This is a genomic window from Dyadobacter fermentans DSM 18053 (assembly GCF_000023125.1).
Taxonomy (GTDB): domain Bacteria; phylum Bacteroidota; class Bacteroidia; order Cytophagales; family Spirosomataceae; genus Dyadobacter; species Dyadobacter fermentans.
In genome coordinates this window covers 5,117,343-5,137,583 of record NC_013037.1, presented here as the reverse complement: position 1 = coordinate 5,137,583, position 20,241 = coordinate 5,117,343, and the positions used below count along the sequence as shown (strand labels likewise).

The window sequence follows — 20,241 nt, the reverse complement described above, 5'->3', positions numbered from 1 at the left end:
ATTATCTTCCGGACATCAGCATGCTTCAACCAATGCATGAGCGGGGATGGTGTAAAGTCGCTGAGAGGCTTTGTCCGTGCAGAGTACGCGCGTACGGCGGAGCGTGCCGCGGGTGAAAGTCCTGTTCTGGAATACGAAGTTGGTGCCTTCATCCAGCTGAAACAGGCTTACTTTGCCGGTATTCAATTCCTGCTCATCGTATCTTCTGAGCGCATTAAATAGTTTCTGGTCGCCGCCGGTGGACGCGGCGGGGTTTTGAGCATAACGAAGCAAATGCATGAGAATGTCTGCCGGGAAAATACTTTCGTGCATTACCGGAACGAGCAGTTCGCGGAACTCGTGCTTCCATTCGGCACCGTGTGGCGCCACCCGTTTGCGGCCTCGGCCTTTGTATTTCTCATGTACCACGCAATGCGCCACCTCGTGGAGGTAAGTAATCAGGAAACTGTACGGATTGAGATTGACATTGACGGTTATCCTGGGCACCATGCCGGGTTTCACCGTGAAATCGCCCAGGCGGGTGCGGCGCGGGCGCGAGAGGAAAAAATCAAACCGGTGGGTGCGGTACAACTCCTGGCAATAATCAGCTGCCCCATCCGGCACATACGAACCCAAAGACACGTTTTTCATCCCCGAATAAAAAAAGAAAAGCCCTACTTTCATAGGGCTTTTCAAGATTTTCGACTTGTACGTCTGATTACTTAGTAGTATCAGCAGCAGCAGAATCAACAACAACAGCAGTATCAACAGCAGTAGTGTCAACCGCAGGAGTTTCAACAGTTACAGCAGTAGTATCAGCTGATTCGTCAGCAGGTTTGCTAGTACAAGCAGCGAAAGCTACCATCCCGGCAACAAACGCAAATGCAAAGAATTTTTTCATTTCTTGGGTGTAATTAAGGTTCGATGCAAAGGTAATATGATCGAATTGAATATTCCTAAATTTTGAGTTTGTATTTTTCCAAGAACTTAAAATTTCCTTAGAAAATTCTTAATTCACTATAATTTGTCCTATTAATTCTGCCATTCCCCCTAAACACTTAGCAGTTTTTCGTTGTGAGCCCGCACACAGGCAGCAACTTCCGGTAACAATTCCGGGTTGGCTTCAATGCCGTTGCCTACCACGATCACGTCCGCACCTGCCCTTAATGCATTGTCGGCTTTTTCGTAGGAATCGATGCCGCCGCCGACGATGATCGGCGTGTCCACCGTGCCGCGGACGGCTGCGATGGTTTCGGCGGGAACGGGAAACTGCGCGCCACTGCCGGCGTCGAGAAAGATGTTTTTGAGGCCCAGATATTCACCCGCCAGTGCGGTGCAGGCTGCGATGCCCGGCTTATCGCGGGGAAGCGGTGTAGTATTACTAATGTATGAAACCGTGGTGAGCTTACCGCTTTCGATGAGCATGTAGCCCGTGGGCAACACTTCCAGGCCGCTTCGTTTCAATAACGGTGCAGCGATAACGTGCTGGCCGATGAGCAGCTCGGGATTGCGGCCGGAGATCAGCGAAAGGAGCAGAATGGCATCGGCCGAAGGCTCGATATGCAGGCTGCTGCCGGGAAAAAGTATCGCAGGAATGTCGGTATACTCATGAATGGCGGCGATCAGCTTGTCGATGGCGTAGTTAGTGATGAGGCTGCCGCCTACAAAAAAAAAGTCAACGCCGTGCCCAGCCGCGTATTCGAGGAATTTCGGGAATGTGGAAAGGTTAATTTTGTCGGGATCTAAGAGAACAGCAAACGATTTCCTTTTCTCTGCCTTACGTTCGGAAAGGAGGTCTGCGATTTGATGTTTCGCTGCTTTCATTCGGTTTTACGTTCGTCATCAATTAAATGTTTCAGCTTCTGGCGCGCCCATCCCACAGCCAATGTCCAGGCTAAACTTTGAACGGCTTGTCCGACCGCCGACTGGGTTTTGATTTTGGCGACCTTCTTTTCGACAGGCTCAACCGGCGTGACCAAAACTTCCTTTTTCTTTTTTCCCTTTGGCAGCAATGCATTCATAACAACAAAAGTAGTCGCTACAACCCCGCCGATCACCAACGCCTGCTTGCCATAAGTAGTGGCCTCTTGTTTCAGCCCGCTCCATTGTGTTTCCAGCTTTTCGCGGTACAGATCGGCGTCCTGCAACAAACCTTCTTTGTCCTTGTCCGTATCCGATGAAAACGGCTTGGTGATTTTAACCGAAGAATCTATTGAAGAACTCATTTCATATCTGTTTAAATAGTGCCTGAGAATTTTTCAAAAGGAATCCAAAAATAGCAATTCAGAGAAACTTATTGCCAAATAAAGCAGCCAAAAAGCATTATTCCTCCTTCACGCTGACAAAACGAACGATAATTTTACGGATCAGTTTAATCCAAGTTTCTTTCCAGATGATGATAATTGCCAGTTTGAGAATGAAAACGCCGAGCAATATGACGAAGCCCAGGTAGTCGCTGTCCAGCCACTCGTTCAGGAGCGTTCCCAGCAATATGACCAGCAAAATCAGGATCGTGAGACCGATACCGAGCAGTATGGCCGCATAGATCCCCATTACAACTGCCCGCTCGATCTTGTCACGGGTCTCAATCTTAAATAGATCGATGCGTGTTTCGAAATATTTAAAAAGGGTTTCCTTGATTTCTTCCAGTTGACTCAACATAGCGGTAATTTTCAAATCATGTGAAATGTTTTAAAGTCTGAACAACAGACGTTTTCCACATTAATCCAAAAACATACCAAGGATTGCCGAAACGACCGAAACGATCAAACCAAAGAATAATGCGGAAATGAAACCATCGACCCGGAACCCGTCTACGAGCGACGCAGCGAGGTAAATAATGAAGACGTTGACGACAAAATAGAATAAGCCCAGCGTCAGGATCGTGATCGGCAATGCGAGAATTTGCAGGACGGGTTTGAGGAATGTGTTCAGAATTCCCAACACAATGGCGACGATGAAAGCCGTGCCCGTACTCGCAACCACAACTCCGGGCACCAAATTTGCGGCGACGATAATCGCCAAAGTACTGATTACAAGTCGTAGGAGTAACTTCATACGGATCCGGTTTTTATTGGTGACGGCTACGAAGTACGTCAATTACCTCATCTAAGTCAATGTTTTTTTGTTCGAGCAAAACGAGCAAATGGAACAGCAAATCCGACACCTCGTTCTTGAAAAGATCGTCGTCGCTATCCTTCGATTCGATCACCACTTCCACCGCCTCTTCCCCTACTTTCTGCGCGATTTTATTGATTCCTCTTTTGAACAGGCTGCTCGTATAAGACTCGTCCGAAGGATTGAGTTTTCTTTCACGGATCACTTCTTTTTGAAGATAATTCAGGAATGCAGCCTCGCCCGCACGTGTGTCAGCAATTTCCGGCTGGCTATTTTTTTCCCCAAAACAAGTGTCCGCGCCGGTGTGGCAAACCGGGCCAGCAGGCGTTGCTTTAATGAGCAGCGTATCGCCGTCGCAATCGGCGGCAATCTCGTTTACGAACAAGAAGTTTCCGGACGTTTCCCCTTTTGTCCAAAGGCGCTGTTTGCTGCGGCTGAAAAACGTGACCGTGCCCTGCTGCCGGGTTACATCCAGCGCTTCGGCGTTCATGTAGCCGAGCATCAGCACTTTACCGGTATTTACGTCCTGAATCACGGCCGGTACAAGTCCGTCGGCCGATTTGTTAAAGTCAATGGAAGAAAACGTTTCGCTCATTTTTGGTTCTTTCGATTAAAACATCCGCTCGGGCCGCAGCATGGGGCCTGCCGGTTCATTTGGTGTAATAAAACTCCGCGCCACTACCGGGTCATCCGGATCGGCAGGTCCTTGTTTTTCAGGTATTCCTTCAAATCCGGAATGTCGATTTCCCGGAAGTGAAAAATGCTGGCTGCCAGTCCGGCGTCGGCTTTTCCTGATGTAAATACGTCGTAAAAATGCGCCATATTGCCCGCGCCGCCGGAAGCGATCACCGGAATGTTCGCATTACCCGATATCGTGGCGGTCAGTTCGAGCGCGAAGCCGTTCTTTGTCCCGTCGGTATCCATCGATGTCAGTAGGATTTCACCAGCGCCGCGGTCTTCCACTTCCTTCGCCCAGGGTATCGAGCGTATTTCTGTCGCTTTCCGGCCGCCGTGCGTGTGCACGATGTGTTCAAAACCGTTTGCCGTTTCGATATAACGCGTATCAATGGCTACTACAATGCATTGGCTGCCGAATTCGAGCGACAGTTCATTGATCAGGTCGGGGTTGCGCACCGCCGCCGAGTTGATCGACACCTTGTCCGCGCCCGCATGCAGGAGCGCCGACACGTCCGCGATCGACGAAATGCCCCCGCCGACGGTAAAAGGGATATTAATCGTATGCGCTACTCTGCGAACGAGGTCGATAAATGTCGAACGACCATCCACCGTCGCGGTAATGTCGAGGTATACCAGTTCGTCGGCGCCCTGTGCGGCGTACATTGCCCCGAGTTCGACGGCATCGCCGGCGTCCCGCAAATTCACAAAATTGACCCCTTTGACCGTCCGGCCGTCCTTTACATCCAGACAGGGAATGATTCGTTTTGTAAGCATATTTTAAACTGAAAAACGCTGTAAATCGGCCAGGCTGATCCGGTTTTCGTAAATCGCTTTACCGATGATCACGCCGTAGATATTCATTTCTGCCAGTTTCTCCACATCCTCGATACCCGCAATGCCGCCGCTGGCGATAATGTTCAGGTCGGGGCATTTGTCTTGGAGGTTTTTATATAAATCAAAAGAAGGGCCTTGGAGTAGACCGTCCTTTGCTACATCGGTGCTGATGGTGTATTTAACGCCCTTTTCCACATATTCTTCCACAAAATCATACACCCAGATGCTCGTACCTTCCTCCCAGCCGCTCACCGCGATCTTCTCGTTTTTGGCATCCGCGCCGAGGATGATCTTATCGCCGCCGTACGTTTTAAGCCAATGCTCGAACAAATCGGGCTGCTTCACGGCAATGCTGCCGCCGGTAACCTGCTTCGCGCCGCTTCCGAATGTGATTTTCAGGTCGTCATCCGATTGCACGCCGCCGCCGAAATCCACGTGAAGCGAAGTTTTGGAAGCAATTTTTTCCAACACCTTCCAGTTAACGACTTTTTTGGCCTTTGCACCGTCGAGGTCCACCAAATGCAGCCTTTTCAGCCCGGCGTCTTCGAATTGCAGCGCTACTTCCAGCGGGTTTTCGTTGTAAATCTTCTTCTGACCATAATCGCCCTGGGTGAGGCGCACGCATTTGCCTTCAATGAGGTCGATAGCCGGGATAATTTGGATCATGGGGCTTGGGAAAGGCTGTTTTATCAGAGTTTGAGAAAGTTTTCGAGGATTTGCTGGCCGGCATTCCCGCTGATCTCGCAGTGGAACTGGGCGGCGTAAAAGTTGTCCTTATGCAGCATCGCACTGAACGGCAACGCATAATCGCAGCTCGCTACGGTGTATTCGCAAATCGGCGCCGCGTAGCTGTGTACGAAATACACGTACGCATTGTCCGGCAAACCCGCAGTGAGCGGCGACTGGTAGCCGGAAATATTGTTCCAACCCATATGCGGCACTTTCAGGCCTGCATCCGCCGGAAAACGCTTCACGTCCACATCGAAAATGCCCATACAGTCGGTATTGTTTTCTTCCGAAAAGCGGCACATGAGCTGCATGCCCACGCACGTCCCGAACACGGGCTGTTTCAATGAAGGGATCACCTTGTCGAGGCCTACATTGCGGAGGTAGCTCATGGTGGTGCTGGCCTCGCCCACGCCCGGAAAAATCACCTTGTCGGCGGAGCGGATTTCGGCTTCATCGTCGGTGTAAAGGTAGCTCGCGCCGATGCGGTCGAGCGCGTACATGACCGACTGCACATTGCCTGCATTGTATTTGATAATGACGGTTTTCATACCAATCTTTTGCTTGAAATCGACAACAAAAAAGCCCGATCTTAACAATCGGGCTTCTGGGATACTATGTATTCAACCTTATTACAACACTACTTGCAAAAACACATCACCCTAGACGTCCGAAAGCCAAGAGGCCGTGATGCAAATGATATGTTTCAGCTGTTAACATGCCACAAATGTAAGTAAAAATTACAATAAGCGGACTATACTGCCGTAAATATTACATTAAAATTTGCTTAGAAAAACTTCGTACCTTGCGTTTAACAAATGGCCCGGAACCATGATAAAACGAAATTTTCTGCCACTATTTTTCCTGCTCATTACCTTGATTACCGTTGATTCCCAGGCACAAAACAAAGACCTTGCCGATCGCCTCTTCAAGATACATCCCACTTACCGCGAACAGGCCCTTACCCAGCGCCGTTTTAAGCAAAAAGACATTCTCCCGCTGATTGCCAGGCGGCAAGGCAACGCCATGTACCAGATCGAAAAAGTGGGCGAATCCTTCGAAGGACGCACCATTCAGATGATCAAAATCGGGAACGGCAAGAAGAAAGTGCTCCTGTGGACGCAAATGCACGGCGACGAGCCTACCGCCACGATGGCGAGCTTTGACATTTTCAACTTTCTGGAAGGTAAAAACGACGGTTTCGACGACCTCCGTAAAAAGCTGCTGGACAATACCACCTTGTATTTCGTGCCGATGCTCAACCCCGACGGCGCCGAGCGTTACCAGCGCCGCACGATGCAGGGCATCGACATGAACCGAGATGCCGCCGCCCGCCAGACGCCCGAAGCACAGATATTGAAAGGCCTCGTAGACCGCCTGAAACCGGATTACGGCTTCAACCTTCACGACCAGAGCCCCCGCTACTCGGCCGGCCGCAGCCCGAAAGTGGCCACGATTTCGTTCCTCGCGACTTCCTACGACTACGAGCTATCTGTGAACGACGTGCGCCAGCGCTCCATGCAGCTCATCGTGGGCATGAATAAGGTCCTGCAAAAGTACATCCCGGGCCAGGTGGCGCGCTACGCCGACGACCACGAACCGCGCGGATTCGGGGATAATGTGCAGAAATGGGGCACTACCCTGGTCCTGATCGAATCGGGCGGCTATGTGGGCGACCCGGAAAAGCAATATATCCGCCAGCTCAACTTTATGGCCATTTTATCCGCACTGGACAAGATTTCGGACAATTCGCTAACGAAGGAAAAACGCGAAGAATATTACGACATTCCCGAAAACGGGCGGTGGGTATATGACCTCGTCGTACGAAATGCGACGGTAAGGCAAGCCGGCAAATCATTTACATCGGACCTTGGAATAAATCGCAACGAAGTTAGCTACTCGAATGCGACGAAGTTTTTCTATTACAGTAAAATCGAGGATTTCGGCGACCTGCATCCGCAATACGGCAGCCAGGAGCTCGATGCCACAGGTTATACCATTGAAAAAGGCAAGGTTTATCCAACGGCATACAAAAATGTGAGCGAGATCAGCAAACTGAACGCCCTCAACCTGCTCAGGGAAGGCTACACCTACGTGCGCCTCGCCCCCGACGCGAACACGCGTGCGCTGGGCCTGTATTTCACAACGACACCCCTGCACATTCTGCGGAGCGGTCAAGCGGCGCCTTCGGGCACGCCCGGCCTCGGCAACACCGCGACATTCATTCTCAAAAAGGCCGGAAAAGTGAAATATGCCGTGATCAACGGCTTTGTTCATGATCTGGACAACTTTAATGCGGAAAAAGGACAGGGAATTGTGGAATAGATCTGCGCCGCATTCAAATACCAAATGCCCGCGTTCCCACCGGAACCGGGCATTTTTATTGCCGCTTGGATGTAGCCGTAGTTTTGCCGCGGCTGTCGCTTTTTACTGACTTAGTTGGTTTACAGTACTGAAAGAAATATCTTCGGGTTTATCTATTTTTGTCTTGACAACTAAAATGTCGGGTCTCACTATCCTAATCCAAGTTTAATGTCCGAATTTCTGGCTTACCTCCAATTAGGATTCAGCCACATTACTGATTCCAACGGCTATGATCACATTCTGTTCATTATGGCCATCTGCGCGGTCTACACCCTGGTGGACTGGAAAAAAGTGGTCATCCTGGTAACCGCCTTCACAGCGGGGCATTCGATCACGCTGGCGTTGTCCACGCTGGGTTATGTGAATGTAAATGCCGACTGGATCGAGCTGCTTATTCCGGTTACAATACTTATCACGGCTTTCCTGAACTTTTTCCATAGCATGCCCAAGAATTCCTATGCACCGAAAGAAAAGCATCCGGCATTCCGGTATCCGCTTGCGCTGGGTTTCGGGCTGATCCATGGATTGGGCTTTTCCAATTACCTGAGGGCACTTTTAGGTCAGGAAGCCGACATTTTCAATCCGTTGCTAGGCTTTAATGTCGGGCTAGAATTGGGACAACTCATCATCGTGTTTATTATATTAGTCATTGCGTTCGCGATGATCGAGCTGCTGAGGGTTCAGAAACTGAGCTGGATACAGGTATTGTCAGGCATTATTTTTGGCATGGCGCTATCCCTGATCCTTAACAACGAACTGTTCCGCACACTTACAGGCATGCCTGTGAATTCATGACAAACAACTATTTATGACCAACCAATTATGAAAAGAACGCTGCTCCCGTTACTGATGCTGCTCGTGTCGCTTGGCACGAAAGCACAGCAGCTGCCAACCTCACCCAATTACCAGGCCAACGACCGCTTTGAACAGCTGGGCACCGTGCTGCCCACACCCAATACCTACCGCACCGCTTCGGGCGCTCCGGGAAAAGAGTACTGGCAGCAACGTGCCGATTACGATATTAAAGCCGAACTCGACGACGAAAACCGGCGCATTACCGGAACGGAAACGATCACGTTCTTCAACAACTCCCCGGATGATCTGAAATACATCTGGATGCAGCTCGACCAGAACCTTTTCAAAAATGACGGCATAGCAGCCCGCTCGCGCACCGGCACGGTGAATGAAAAAGGCATGACCACCACGCAATTGCAGGACATGAACAGCGCCCGCGGCGCAACGCTGGACCCTAAAATTGAATATGGCTACAAAATCACGGCCGTAAAGGACAAGGCCGGAAAGGCACTCCCCTACACGATCAACGGCACGATGATGCGCATTGACCTGCCCATTGTGATGAAGACCGGGACCGCATTCGTTTTCAGCGTGGATTGGAACTACAATATCACCGAATACTACGGCCGCAGCGGCTATGAGTTTTTTCCCAAAGACGGCAATGCCAATTACTTCATTGCCCACTGGTTCCCGCGCCTGGCGCCTTATGACGACGTGAATGGCTGGAACCACAAGCAGTTTCTCGGCCAGGGAGAGTTTGCATTGATTTTTGGAAACTATAAGGTAGCTATCACCGTCCCCGCCGACCACGTGGTAGCCGCCAGCGGCGAATGCCAGAACTACGCGCAAGTGCTCACGGCAACCCAGAAACAGCGCCTCAAACAAGCCGAAACTTCCAAAACGCCCGTGATGATCGTCACCCAGGCCGAAGCCGAAAAGGCTGAGAAGCGCGAAAACAAAAACCCGGGCAAGAAAACGTGGATTTATAAGGCCGACAACGTGCGTGACTTTGCATTTGCGAGCAGCCGGAAGTTCATCTGGGACGCCATGCAAAGCGATGTATACAAAAGCGGCCGTAAGATCTGGTGTATGTCTGTTTATCCCAAAGAAGGCAACCCGCTTTGGGAGCAATATTCGACCCGCGCGGTGGCCCACACGCTGAAATCTTACGGTGCACGCACATTCGAATACCCTTATCCAGTTGCGATCTCCTGCCATTCGGTTGCAGGCGGCGGGATGGAATACCCGATGATCAGCTTTAATGGCGGCCGGCCGGAGGAAGATGGCACTTACACGGAGGCTGTGAAATACGGCATGATCGGCGTGATCATTCACGAGGTCGGCCATAACTTTTTCCCGATGATCGTTAATTCCGACGAGCGTCAGTGGGCATGGATGGATGAGGGTTTAAACACATTTTGCCAATACCTGGCCGAAAAGGAATGGGACTACAACTTCCCTACCCGCCGCGGCGAGCCCAACCAGATCACAGAATATATGTCGTCGGATAAATCGGTGCTGAGCCCCATTATGGCGTCCGCTGAAAATGTAATCGGCCTCGGCCCGAATGCCTACGGCAAGCCGGCAACGGCCCTGAACATTCTCCGCGAAACCATCATGGGCCGCGAGCTCTTCGACCACGCGTTTAAAGAATATGCAACCCGCTGGCGTTTCAAAAGCCCCACTCCTGCCGACTTCTTCCGCACCATGGAGGACGCGTCGGGCGTGGACCTCGACTGGTTCTGGAAAGGCTGGTTTTACGGTACCGAGCCGGTGGACCAGGACCTGGTAACGGTGGATTGGTTCAGCATCGACACGCAAAACCCGGCTATTGAAAAAGAAATAGCACGCCAGGAAGACGCACGCAAGAAACAGACGATGAGCAAAATCCAGGATGCCAAAACCAAGGGTGAAACCGTGGTGGCGCAGGATTCGACGATGGCCGATTTCTATAATCGCTATGATCCGTTCAAGGTAACCGACGCCGACAAGCAGAAGTACGAGCAATACCTGGCGACACTGTCGGACAACGAACGTCGGCTGATCCAGGAGAATACCAACTTTTACACATTGTCTATCAAAAACAAAGGCGGCGTACCGATGCCTGTGATCGTGAAAATGGGCTTCGAGGATGGCACCGATTCTGTGGCGGTGTACCCGGCCGAAATCTGGCGTTTCAACGACAAGCAGATTAATAAGGTGATTTCGACCAAGAAAAAAGTCGTTCAATGGACGCTCGATCCTTACCAGCAAATTGCCGACATCGACACGGAAAACAACTCGTTCCCGCGCATTGCGCAGCCTACGAGGTTCCAGATATTCAAGCAGCAACAACTGAGAAAAGCGCCTAACCCGATGCAGCAGCAAGGCGTAGGCGCCGGCAAGATCAGTACCGATCCCAAGAATTAGCGTTATACCGATAATGTTGAAAGCCCTTCCGAGTCTGATTTGGAAGGGCTTTTTTATGTAAATTCAAAATGAAATTTATGCAAATCCGCGATACGGCTATTTTCTCCGAAAGTCCGTTGCGCGGCAACATATTTGAGAACCTGATCATCGCTGAACTTCTTAAACAAAACGAGCATCGCTACCTTCATCAAGACTATTGGTTCTGGCGCGATTCGAACGGGCATGAGGTCGACCTCCTTACCCAGAAAGGCAATTTGTATGATATTTTTGAAATTAAGTCCACGCAAACAATCATGACCGAGCATTTCGCCGGGCTTCGCTATTTCGACGAGATTTCGGAAAACAGCGCGGGTGAAAAGACTTTGATTTACGGCGGTAGTACCAACCAGTCAAGGACGCTGTATACTGTAAAAGGCTGGAAAAACATTTAACCACAAAACCATGAACATCGTAATTCTAGACGGATATACTTTAAACCCTGGCGATCAGGACTGGGCGCCGATTGAAAAACTGGGCAATGTGACCATTTATGACCGGTCGGCGGCCGGCGAAATTGTGGAGCGGGCGGGTAATGCGGATGTGTTGCTGGTCAATAAGGTGGTGCTATCCGCAGAAACTCTGGCGCAGCTGCCGCAGGTTAAGTACATTGGCGTGATGGCGACCGGTTTTAACAATATCGATATCGAGGCGGCCAGGAAGCACGGGATTACGGTGACTAATGTGAAGGCTTACGGGCCTGCGTCGGTGGCGCAGCAGACATTTGCCTTCCTGCTGGCGATCGTTAACCGCGTGGAAACGCACAGCCAGAGTGTTTTAAGCGGAGAATGGGTGGCGTCGCCCGATTTCTGTTACTGGAAAACGCCGCTTACCGAACTGGCAGGCAAAACGATGGGGCTCATCGGCCTCGGCGATATCGGCTCGCAAGTGGCGAAAATCGCGCTGGCGTTCGGCATGAAGGTCATAGCTTACCGCAAACACCCGGCCCCGGCCGGCGGGATCGAAACGGTGTCGCTGGATGATATTTTCACGCGGAGCGACGTCATTAGCCTCCATTGCCCGCTTACCGACGAAACGCGGGAGATTATCAACCGGAACAGCATTGCTCAGATGCAGCCCGGCGCCATTATCCTCAACACCGGCCGCGGACCGCTCATTCACGAAGCCGACCTGGCCGAAGCCCTTCGCAGCGGCGCCATCGCCGCGGCGGGGCTGGACGTACTTTCCGTGGAACCGCCGAAAGCCGACAACCCGCTGCTCTCGGCCCCGAACTGCATCATCACGCCGCATGTGGCCTGGGCCACTTTCGAGGCGCGGAAACGGTTGCTCCAAATGGTCGCCGATAATCTGGCAAGTTTTCAGAATGGCGATCCGCGCAATGTGGTTTCGTAAAAAATCGGGCTCCAAATGTACGTGCAGAGTGCACGTACACTAATAAATGCTGGTCTGCGCTCAAATAATCGCGTACCTTTGCAGCTCTAAAATTCACGTCCCAGAACCTGATTTTCCAGTTCGTTTCCAATTTAAGTATGGGTATTTGTTTACTCCTGATTTCGTTTGCGTGTATTTTTGCAATCTTCTTCCTCCGCTCTTCCGAAGCGGGCGTTTACACCAACCTTCGCCGGTCATTCGTGCTATCGCTGATTGCCAATGCCAGCATCGTGTTCGTTTTCAATGAGATTGCCTCCTTTTTCAACGCGATTAATGCAACATCAGCCCTCGTTTTCTGGGTTTTTGAAGCAATAGGGCTGCTGGGATTGGTTTACTACCTGCATCGTTCAGGGAAAATAGACCTGGGCAGGCTGGGCGCGCTGAAAGGCGCATTCTCGCTTCGCGGGTTCGGTACTACGCATCGGGTGATCATTGCATTCGTGGCGCTGCTTTATATGCTGCCGCTGTTGTTTCTGGCCATTTATGCAGCGCCAAACAACTTCGATTCGCACATGTATCATTTGAACCGCATCCTGATCTGGATCTATAATGGTAACCTCGATCATTTCCCTACCATGCATTTGCAGCAATTATATCTCAATGTATTTGCTGAATACCTCGTGCTGGACACCGTGCTGCTAACCGGCTCCGACCAGTTTTCAGGCCTCATCCAGTTCGGCGCGTTTATCGGTTCCATCTGCGGGATTGGGCTGATCGCCAAAAAATTCGGCCTTTCGAAAGACGGCCAATTGCTCACCTCGATCTGCTTCCTGACATTACCCATCGGCATTTTCGAAAGCACCAGCACGCAGGTAGACCTTTGCGCGTGCTTCTTTTTTATCGCATTCATTTATTTCGGTTTTGAATTACTCGAAAAAAAATCGCCGCTGGCGCTGCTAGCGATGATGCAGTCGCTCGCTTTCGGAGGGTTTTCCAAATACACGATCCTGATTTTTGCCATACCGTTTGCGATCTACTTCGGCGTCCGCATCCTGCTGCAATACCGCCTGGCCTATGCGATGAAGGTGCTTGCGGTGGCGCTTGCATTGATGGCCGTGACATTCTCGCCATTTTTTTACCGCAACTACTCGCTTTTCGGGCATGTGATGAGCCCGCTGCGGAATACGCCGTTCGCGTCCGAAGAACTGCCGGCCAATAAGCATTCGGTGCTTTTCACACTTTCCAATGTGATCAAGAATGCGGGATTGAATATCGGCTTGCCGGTCACGAGCTTTAACCGCGCCCTGGACGACAAAATCCGGTCGTTTCACGAAACCATCGGCGTGGCGATCGACGATCCGGACCTCAGTATCGACCCGTTTTCGGTAAAATACTCGGTTCACGAGGACATGATCCCGAACACCATTCACTTTTGGCTGATCGTGGGAGCGGGCTTTCTGCTGCTTTTTGCACCTGTCAAAAAGGATGTAAAGTGGTTTTGGACGTGCTCGGCACTGGGTTTTCTGTTGTTTTGTACATTAATGAAATTCCAGCTGTGGAGCACCCGTACGCAGATGCCGCTCTTTGCGATGGGCTCGGTCCTGATCGCCTGCGTGTATTCCATTCAGCTGCGGTGGAAAGGAGTGTACCTGATCGCGCCGCTGCTGCTGCTCTCGCTTCCGTTCGTTTACGGAAACCCCAGCAAAGAGCTCGTTTCGATCAATTTCGTAACGCGCAAAGCACTGGGACACATTCCGATCGCGATCTGTGAAAGCAGCGCGCAAACGGGGAAAATCTATGAGAAATACCTGAGCGAGTACTACGAATTCCCGGGGAAAGACAACTGTCATCCATTGAAAAAATGGCCGGATTACGTGGAAAGAAGGAAGGTTTTCGGACTGCTGGAACAAGCCGGCTACTACGACAACGACCGGACCTCCAACATCCTGTCCATGAACCGCGACCGCGCCTATTTCCTCAGCAATCCCGACAATTACCTGAGCTTCCGCGAGCTTGCGCCGCACATTCCGGCCGATCGCAGCGTGGGCGTGATGTTCCGCCGGAACGTGGGTTACTATTACTTCTGGAGCGCTACCGACAACAAGGTGGCCCGCCCCGGGCAAATGGATTACATCCGCTACATGAAGGAACTCTCGCCGCTGAAAAATGCACAGAAAAAGTTCTGTTACGAATACATCCTTTCCGACGACCCGACGCTCATCGACTCGTTTATCCCCCAAGGCAACATCGCTCGCATTTATTCAAGCGAAGCGCTGCATTTGGTAGAGTTGAAAAAGACCAGCTGCGAGAAATATCCGTTTTGAGCTACTTCTTTTTCCGGAAGTAAAAATAGAATGTCGCACTCTGGTTCTCACGGAACAGAAGCGAATCGTAATGCTCCCAGTTGTTGGTTTCCATAAAATTCAACAGTGCAGCGGCAGAGGCAAAGGCAATCTCCTTCTTCGTTTGCGGGTCGACGATCCTGGATTCCGAATCTTTGCCGTCGATGCCGCCCGCGCGGAAATTGGTCCGCTGGCCGTAATCGACAAATACATTCACCGTTTTGCCCGAAAACCGCTCGGTAACCAGTACCTCCACAACTTCGACCTTCTCCTTGTTAATATCAACGCCATTTACGACCACCTGGGCGTGCGCCGGCATCAGTGCGCATAGCATTACTATTATTACAGTCAAAAACTTCATCATGACTAATGTTTAGAATGTTCATCCATACAAATTATTGGCTGCCATTGTGAATTGCACCGGTGAACGGGCCAAAAAAAAGCCGGAAGCAATGCTCCCGGCCTTTATGAAATTCTGACACCAATTATATAAGATTTTAATAGTCTGTATTTTGTGGATCGAAGTTGGTCCAGCCGGTTGTCCAGTCTGTTGTACCGAAAGCTCCGATGTAAGTGTTGGCTTCAAAACCTGCCGGAAGCGTAACGCCGCCTGTCAGCAAAGGTGAGCCAGCTTGTGGAAGCACTTTCAAGCCTGTGCCCAAAGTGTTGTAAGCAGCATCCAGTTTCAAAGTAGCGAGATCAGCGCCGAACATGTTTTTGCGGGCAGCGTCTTTCAACCTGGTAGAATCACCTGTTACGATCGCTTTTGCCATGCCAGTCAATACCAAACCTCTGTAATCCGATTTGCCGTTCACGAAGTTTTCTTGTGTAGGCGTTCCTTCGAGTTCAAGACCGCCCTTAGGATATGCACCAGACACAACCGAGTTGTAAATGCTGATAGCCGAGTTTCTGCGGATACGGAAAGCGGAGCGGTATTTTCCGTTAACCGAACCAGGAGCGATGAAGATGCTCACGTTGCTGAATTTAGCGGATGTTTGAGGCGAATCGTTAGATCCCGAAGCGTCGTTGTCCGATTCAAAACCATTTGAATCCGAGCAAGAGCATTGGTCAGCCACAGCCGGGTCTCTCAAAGCCATTGCATATTGTACATTTCCGCTGAAACCCCAGTCGGTATCGAAATCGTCGTCCAGTGTGCGGTAAGAGATAAGGTGTTTAGCATTAACCGTTCCACCGAACCATTCGAAAGCATCGTCACCCGTGTAAGAAGCCTGCACGTAGTCGATCACAGTTCCTGAACCTACGCCACCCAGCGTAAGACCGTTAATTTCCTTATCTGTTTCAAATGCGATACCAGCGAACTCGATACGCACATATTTCAGCACACCTGAGTTATCAGCTGCGTCGGTACCTCCGAAAGTCGATACGTTTTCACCTTCGATAGTCGGGTTTGGCTTGTTCACCGGTGCTTTTCCAAGGAGGATCAAACCACCCCAGTCGCCGTAATTACGTGAACCTTTGGCTGCCGAAGATGTGAACACGATAGGCTTGGTAGCGCTACCTTCCGCCATGATTTTTGCGCCCGGCTTAACGATCAGCGTGCCTTTTGTCAGCTTGTCGCCTTTGATGATCGTTCCCGGCTCGATGTTCAGTACGGCGCCATTGTCGACATACACGAAACCTTCGAGAATATATTTGTTTGATGCCTTCCATGTAGTAGTGGCTGAGATGGTTCCTTTTACGGTAATTGTTTCACCCACCGGATCTGTTGGTCCCGGATCTTCACCATCGTCATCCGTTTTACACGACACAACTACGAACGATGCGGAAAGTACCAGCATTGCCAATAACCAAGTTGCTAACTTTTTCATTTACAGGTTGTTTTAATTGATTTGTTTGTAATTTTTTATAATCAAAGTGTGTAACGCAGTCCAATCATCGAGTAAGTACCTCTGCGGTATTTCTGGTACAAGCCATCCGTTTTGGTATCGATCTTGTTGTCACGGTTGGTATCCTGGTACAAGCGGAATGGCTGGTTGAGCAGGTCCTGAATGCTTGCGCGGAGTTCGAGGCGTTTTCCGATGGTTTTGATAATGTTGAGGTCGATCACGTTACGCGGCATTTCGAAAATGTTGGCGCTGATCACGTTGTCGCCGATGATGAAAATCCGCTTGCCGATCACGTTGTACAATGCATTCACCTGGAACCCGCGCTCGTCGTCGTTGTAGAACAAGCCTGCATTGACGAGGTAAGGCGACTGCCCTTGCAGGTAACGGTCGCTGCTGCCGGAAGTAACGTTCGTTTTCACGTCGCTGGTAATCACCGATGCATTCAGCGTTACGAGCATTTTGCTCAGGAAAGTGGCGTTTTCGGGGTTGGAAAGTGCTTTACGTACTTCCAGTTCCACACCTCTTGCGTAAGCCTTTTTCGCATTGGCAACGGTAAATGCTACCGTGCTGCCGTTATAGAAGATCGCCGCTTCGATCGGGTTTTTGAATGTCTTGTTGAACAACGAGAGGGTGATCAGCTCGCTTTTGCTAGGATAAAACTCGTATCTGAAATCGTAGTTCTGGATCGTTGCATTCACGAGGTTAGGATTTCCTTTCCGTGACACGTCGAAGTTGAAGTCGTAATATGTGCTTGGCGAAAGCTCGCGGAACTCCGGTCTGTTCACCGTTGTGCTGTAAGCCGCTCTCAGGGCGTGCTGCTCGTTGAATTTGTAAGTAAGGTTGACAGAAGGCAGCGGTGTGAAAACCGGGCGGTCCACATTCACCTCAATACCACCTCCGCGTTCGAAACCCTGCAACTGCTGGCGGTTGTATTCGCCCCGGAAACCTACGGTTGCATTCAAACGCTCCGTGATAGGCCAGTAGAGTGATGCGTAACCGGCTGCCAGAAGGTTTTGTGCGGCATATTTGTCGTCGAAGTTCGTTCCTTCGGTATAATACACTTTGTCAGAAGCCAGGTTAGAGTTCTGGAAAAACTGCTCGGGCGTCTGCGTCAGGATCTCGTCGCCTACGCGGTTCGGGTTAACGATACCAAACCAGCGGGCAGAGTATTTACGGTCTTTGTATTCCACATAAGTACCCACATTCAGTTTCGCCTGCTGCTCGGCATCCTCCTTTTTCGTACCGATCATCTGCTCGAAAGACACAGTTCCCGTTCCGACGATCTCGCCCAGGCGGGAGTAGAAACGTGCGGCCTGTTGCAACGTAGGTGATTCGAATTGTTGCAGGTTGATCTGGAACGGATCGTTGGTGCCCGTCTGGCGTGTGGAAGTATATCTTCTGAAATCAGGCTCGTTGCGGTAGGTGTAACCTGCACCGCCGATCCAGCGGAGTTTTGATTTTTCGGTCAATTCGTGCGTACCGCTCAGCTGGCCCGAGTAAATGCTTCTTGCTTCGTAACGGAACGCGCCGTTGTTGTAATCGAGGTTGTTTTCAATGTTTCCACCACCGCGAAGAACCGTTTCCCGGTTACCCATCTGGTTGAAGAGGTTTCTGAATTCGATTTTATTCTTCGGGTTCAGAATGAATGCCCAGTTCGACATAATTCCCAAACGGGCGTTTTCCTGCAACAACTGGTCGTTCATCAGCTCCGTTTTCTCTCCTGCGAAGTTGTAGCGGTTCTGGCTGACGCTGTTGTTTATACGTGAGAAGGAATAGTTGATGTAAGAAGTATTCGTAACCTCCATGTCCCTTACATAGAAACGGCGGCTGAAATTGATACCCGCCCTCCAATCCGGCGAAACGTTGATCTGCTTCGGCGCGTAATAATCAGGCAGGTTCTGGAATTTCTGGATAATGGATGGCGACTTGGCGTTCAGGATCACCCCTCTCCTGTTCGGGAAATTATTAGGCAATGTGCGTGTACCGTTCTCAATTCCAAGGAATTCCAATGCGCCGCCCTGGTGGCTGGTAGCCGAGTTGAATGTCGTTCCTGCACGATAGCCAGCTGAGAAGTTCACAGAAAAGCTGTTGCCGTCGGGGATCGTTTTGGTATAAATCTTGATCGCACCACCGCTCACGTCGCCGGGCAGGTCAGCCGAAGCCGATTTGAAAACGAGCATCCGGTCTATCGCCGAAGATGGGATCAGGTCAAAGGAAAAGGATTTAGTGTCTACCTCAGTAGAAGGAGTGATAATGTCGTTGAGAAGTACCGTGTTGTAACGCTCGTTCAATCCGCGTACGACAATGAAACGGTCGTCGAAAATGGAGATCCCGGGCACACGGCGGATCACCGCGGACGCGTCACGGTCCTGTGTGCGCTGGATTTGCTGGGCCGAAATACCCACCGCTATCTGCTGCACCTGCTTGATTTCAGTGATTACCGAAACCTCGGTGTTGGTCTGGCGCTGGCCTTTCACCACCACTTCCTGTAAGGTTTTGTTGTCTTCCACCAGCGCTGTGGTGATCAGCGTGGATTTATCTGCTTCAACACGAACGTTCTCGATATCTTTTGTCTGGTAAGAAACGTAGCTGATCTGTACTTTATAAGAGCCCGCAGGTACTTTCTGGATTTCGAAGTTGCCTTCTACGTCGGTTACCGAGCCTAGCGGTGCAGTTGTACCTACCACCTGAACAGTCGCTCCGATGATCGCTTCGTTATTCTTGCCGTCTTTGATTGTACCCTTAATAGAGCCGAATTGCGCCAAACAGGCGCTGGTTGTTAAAATAAGGAGGGAAATCGCTGTAACCAAATGTCTCATAATCAGTGTCTAATATTTTGACACGAAACTACGGCGGCAACATTATTCCCGTATTTCTTTAATATTAAGTTATTGTTAAGTCGCCCGGTCACATGATCGCGTATTTCAGCGTATTAATTTCCTTATAAATGGGATCGTGCGATCCGAACAGGTAACGCGACCGGCTGCAAATGGCATTACAAAGCTCCTTAATGCGGTCGAAAACCTGCAAACGCTCGTCATTCAGCACATACACCTTTTGAAGCAGGCTTTCCACTTGTTTCCCCAAAGTCCCCGAACGTACGATCAGACTTTCGCAAACATCACTTGCAAATGGTAAGGCAATATTCGATTCCGCCGCTTTTTTCACCAGCGCACGGAATGCATCAAGTATAATCGTGTAGGACAACATGAAGATATCCAGTTCACGCTCGAACCCGGGCCTGGTAATGTCGTACGGAGGCGCCAGTGGGTTTTGCGCGAAAACGGGCGCGTACAAAGCCCGGACCTCCGCAACGCGGTTAGCGTCCTGTGACTTATCACGCATGACGGCCTCTTTGAGCGCCTGCGCGACGTGCTTGATACTGTCCGTCTGGCCTTTGAACAATGCACGTCGGACGAGCGAGGTTTCGACGTATTTTTCGAGCGTATATATATATGTACTATTAAGCGCCCCGAATCGTTCGAGCTGGGTATGCAGCTCCATGATCAGCCCGGCCTCGCGGCCATTCTCCCGCGTGGCAGCCTTCCGCGAAAGATCCAGCACTAGGCGGGCCTTCGCGATCCGGCGGGCGAGCGACCGTTCGAAGGGCGTTTGCCCTACCCCTTTGTTAACTGCATTACTTCCCGTTCCGATTTTCTTCATTACTACACTGCCTTCGAATGAAACAAAGACGCCCGGCAACAGCCCGGGCGCCATATTCAAAAGTAGATTATAGCACTGTTAAAAATGGATTGGCTTTGTTATGAATGTGTTAAATGTTA

20 protein-coding genes are annotated in these 20,241 nt (G+C 50.6%); 6 read left to right on the top strand and 14 right to left on the bottom strand.

All coding sequences use genetic code 11. The annotated features are described in order from the left end of the window. Positions 1-15: 15 nt before the first annotated feature. From DFER_RS21155 to hisH, 10 genes are all read right to left on the bottom strand, one after another. On the bottom strand, positions 16-663 hold the full coding sequence (locus tag DFER_RS21155) for a hypothetical protein (protein WP_050774711.1): 648 nt from the start codon (positions 661-663) through the stop codon (positions 16-18). A gap of 34 nt (positions 664-697) precedes the next feature. Further along, on the bottom strand, positions 698-880 hold the full coding sequence (locus DFER_RS21150) for a hypothetical protein (protein ID WP_041735386.1): 183 nt from the start codon (positions 878-880) through the stop codon (positions 698-700). A 149-nt stretch (positions 881-1,029) separates the two neighbouring features. Further along, entirely contained in the window at positions 1,030-1,803 is a 774-nt protein-coding gene (locus tag DFER_RS21145) for a phosphoglycerol geranylgeranyltransferase (protein ID WP_015813689.1), read from the bottom strand. Continuing rightward, on the bottom strand, positions 1,800-2,204 hold the full coding sequence (locus DFER_RS21140) for a hypothetical protein (protein ID WP_015813688.1): 405 nt from the start codon (positions 2,202-2,204) through the stop codon (positions 1,800-1,802). Before DFER_RS21140 ends, DFER_RS21145 begins: the two co-directional genes overlap by 4 nt. A gap of 97 nt (positions 2,205-2,301) precedes the next feature. Next, positions 2,302-2,640, bottom strand: coding sequence for a phage holin family protein (locus DFER_RS21135; RefSeq protein ID WP_015813687.1), 339 nt, complete (start codon positions 2,638-2,640; stop codon positions 2,302-2,304). A 60-nt stretch (positions 2,641-2,700) separates the two neighbouring features. Further along, positions 2,701-3,036, bottom strand: a complete 336-nt coding sequence (locus DFER_RS21130; protein WP_015813686.1) for a phage holin family protein — start codon at positions 3,034-3,036, stop codon at positions 2,701-2,703. Positions 3,037-3,049: 13 nt separating this feature from the next. After that, positions 3,050-3,691 (bottom strand): bifunctional phosphoribosyl-AMP cyclohydrolase/phosphoribosyl-ATP diphosphatase HisIE, encoded by a 642-nt coding sequence (gene hisIE / locus DFER_RS21125; protein WP_015813685.1) that lies wholly within the window; start codon positions 3,689-3,691, stop codon positions 3,050-3,052. Between the two features lie 83 nt (positions 3,692-3,774). Further along, positions 3,775-4,548, bottom strand: a complete 774-nt coding sequence (hisF, locus tag DFER_RS21120) for an imidazole glycerol phosphate synthase subunit HisF (protein ID WP_015813684.1) — start codon at positions 4,546-4,548, stop codon at positions 3,775-3,777. A gap of 3 nt (positions 4,549-4,551) precedes the next feature. Continuing rightward, positions 4,552-5,274, bottom strand: a complete 723-nt coding sequence (hisA, locus tag DFER_RS21115; protein ID WP_015813683.1) for a 1-(5-phosphoribosyl)-5-[(5-phosphoribosylamino)methylideneamino]imidazole-4-carboxamide isomerase — start codon at positions 5,272-5,274, stop codon at positions 4,552-4,554. A 23-nt stretch (positions 5,275-5,297) separates the two neighbouring features. Then, positions 5,298-5,885: an imidazole glycerol phosphate synthase subunit HisH gene (gene hisH, locus DFER_RS21110; protein WP_015813682.1), complete on the bottom strand. Its 588-nt coding sequence runs from the start codon at positions 5,883-5,885 to the stop codon at positions 5,298-5,300. Between the two features lie 280 nt (positions 5,886-6,165). Here hisH and DFER_RS21105 point away from each other — a divergent pair, with 280 nt between their 5' ends. The 6 genes from DFER_RS21105 to DFER_RS21080 all read left to right on the top strand — a co-directional run bounded on the left by DFER_RS21105 (position 6,166) and on the right by DFER_RS21080 (position 14,594). Next, on the top strand, positions 6,166-7,659 hold the full coding sequence (locus DFER_RS21105) for a M14 family zinc carboxypeptidase (RefSeq protein ID WP_015813681.1): 1,494 nt from the start codon (positions 6,166-6,168) through the stop codon (positions 7,657-7,659). Between the two features lie 207 nt (positions 7,660-7,866). Beyond that, on the top strand, positions 7,867-8,493 hold the full coding sequence (locus DFER_RS21100) for a HupE/UreJ family protein (protein WP_015813680.1): 627 nt from the start codon (positions 7,867-7,869) through the stop codon (positions 8,491-8,493). A 27-nt stretch (positions 8,494-8,520) separates the two neighbouring features. Beyond that, positions 8,521-10,902 carry a M1 family metallopeptidase gene (locus DFER_RS21095; protein WP_015813679.1) on the top strand — a complete coding sequence of 794 codons (2,382 nt, stop codon included), beginning with the start codon at positions 8,521-8,523 and terminating at the stop codon, positions 10,900-10,902. A gap of 77 nt (positions 10,903-10,979) precedes the next feature. Further along, positions 10,980-11,333 carry a DUF4143 domain-containing protein gene (locus DFER_RS21090; protein WP_229206072.1) on the top strand — a complete coding sequence of 118 codons (354 nt, stop codon included), beginning with the start codon at positions 10,980-10,982 and terminating at the stop codon, positions 11,331-11,333. A 10-nt stretch (positions 11,334-11,343) separates the two neighbouring features. Further along, positions 11,344-12,291 carry a D-2-hydroxyacid dehydrogenase gene (locus DFER_RS21085; RefSeq protein WP_015813678.1) on the top strand — a complete coding sequence of 316 codons (948 nt, stop codon included), beginning with the start codon at positions 11,344-11,346 and terminating at the stop codon, positions 12,289-12,291. A gap of 137 nt (positions 12,292-12,428) precedes the next feature. Continuing rightward, positions 12,429-14,594, top strand: coding sequence for an ArnT family glycosyltransferase (locus DFER_RS21080; RefSeq protein WP_015813677.1), 2,166 nt, complete (start codon positions 12,429-12,431; stop codon positions 14,592-14,594). A gap of 1 nt (position 14,595) precedes the next feature. On the opposite strand, the gene DFER_RS21075 is transcribed toward DFER_RS21080, so the two are convergent. The 4 genes from DFER_RS21075 to DFER_RS21060 form a co-directional block, all read right to left on the bottom strand. Continuing rightward, the gene (locus tag DFER_RS21075) at positions 14,596-14,976 is read right to left on the bottom strand and encodes a hypothetical protein (RefSeq protein ID WP_015813676.1); all 381 of its coding nucleotides are present in this window, start codon (positions 14,974-14,976) and stop codon (positions 14,596-14,598) included. Positions 14,977-15,109: 133 nt separating this feature from the next. Next, positions 15,110-16,441: a beta-helix domain-containing protein gene (locus DFER_RS21070; RefSeq protein ID WP_041735379.1), complete on the bottom strand. Its 1,332-nt coding sequence runs from the start codon at positions 16,439-16,441 to the stop codon at positions 15,110-15,112. A gap of 41 nt (positions 16,442-16,482) precedes the next feature. Further along, positions 16,483-19,224: a TonB-dependent receptor gene (locus DFER_RS21065; RefSeq protein ID WP_050774710.1), complete on the bottom strand. Its 2,742-nt coding sequence runs from the start codon at positions 19,222-19,224 to the stop codon at positions 16,483-16,485. 142 nt (positions 19,225-19,366) lie between these two features. Then, positions 19,367-20,176 (bottom strand): hypothetical protein, encoded by an 810-nt coding sequence (locus tag DFER_RS21060; RefSeq protein WP_015813673.1) that lies wholly within the window; start codon positions 20,174-20,176, stop codon positions 19,367-19,369. Positions 20,177-20,241 lie beyond the last annotated feature (65 nt).

Excerpts from the sequence above, each read along its gene's own strand:
- DFER_RS21145 (WP_015813689.1), bottom strand. The coding sequence starts at position 1,803 with ATGAAAGCAGCGAAACATCAAATCGCAGACCTCCTTTCCGAACGTAAG.
- DFER_RS21105 (WP_015813681.1), top strand. The coding sequence starts at position 6,166 with ATGATAAAACGAAATTTTCTGCCACTATTTTTCCTGCTCATTACCTTG.
- DFER_RS21100 (WP_015813680.1), top strand. The coding sequence starts at position 7,867 with ATGTCCGAATTTCTGGCTTACCTCCAATTAGGATTCAGCCACATTACT.
- DFER_RS21060 (WP_015813673.1), bottom strand. The coding sequence starts at position 20,176 with ATGGCGCCCGGGCTGTTGCCGGGCGTCTTTGTTTCATTCGAAGGCAGT.
- DFER_RS21135 (WP_015813687.1), bottom strand. The coding sequence starts at position 2,640 with ATGTTGAGTCAACTGGAAGAAATCAAGGAAACCCTTTTTAAATATTTC.
- hisIE (WP_015813685.1), bottom strand. The coding sequence starts at position 3,691 with ATGAGCGAAACGTTTTCTTCCATTGACTTTAACAAATCGGCCGACGGA.
- DFER_RS21085 (WP_015813678.1), top strand. The coding sequence starts at position 11,344 with ATGAACATCGTAATTCTAGACGGATATACTTTAAACCCTGGCGATCAG.
- hisH (WP_015813682.1), bottom strand. The coding sequence starts at position 5,885 with ATGAAAACCGTCATTATCAAATACAATGCAGGCAATGTGCAGTCGGTC.
- DFER_RS21070 (WP_041735379.1), bottom strand. The coding sequence starts at position 16,441 with ATGAAAAAGTTAGCAACTTGGTTATTGGCAATGCTGGTACTTTCCGCA.
- DFER_RS21150 (WP_041735386.1), bottom strand. The coding sequence starts at position 880 with ATGAAAAAATTCTTTGCATTTGCGTTTGTTGCCGGGATGGTAGCTTTC.
- DFER_RS21140 (WP_015813688.1), bottom strand. The coding sequence starts at position 2,204 with ATGAGTTCTTCAATAGATTCTTCGGTTAAAATCACCAAGCCGTTTTCA.
- DFER_RS21080 (WP_015813677.1), top strand. The coding sequence starts at position 12,429 with ATGGGTATTTGTTTACTCCTGATTTCGTTTGCGTGTATTTTTGCAATC.
- DFER_RS21090 (WP_229206072.1), top strand. The coding sequence starts at position 10,980 with ATGCAAATCCGCGATACGGCTATTTTCTCCGAAAGTCCGTTGCGCGGC.
- DFER_RS21155 (WP_050774711.1), bottom strand. The coding sequence starts at position 663 with ATGAAAGTAGGGCTTTTCTTTTTTTATTCGGGGATGAAAAACGTGTCT.
- DFER_RS21130 (WP_015813686.1), bottom strand. The coding sequence starts at position 3,036 with ATGAAGTTACTCCTACGACTTGTAATCAGTACTTTGGCGATTATCGTC.
- DFER_RS21075 (WP_015813676.1), bottom strand. The coding sequence starts at position 14,976 with ATGATGAAGTTTTTGACTGTAATAATAGTAATGCTATGCGCACTGATG.
- hisF (WP_015813684.1), bottom strand. The coding sequence starts at position 4,548 with ATGCTTACAAAACGAATCATTCCCTGTCTGGATGTAAAGGACGGCCGG.
- hisA (WP_015813683.1), bottom strand. The coding sequence starts at position 5,274 with ATGATCCAAATTATCCCGGCTATCGACCTCATTGAAGGCAAATGCGTG.
- DFER_RS21095 (WP_015813679.1), top strand. The coding sequence starts at position 8,521 with ATGAAAAGAACGCTGCTCCCGTTACTGATGCTGCTCGTGTCGCTTGGC.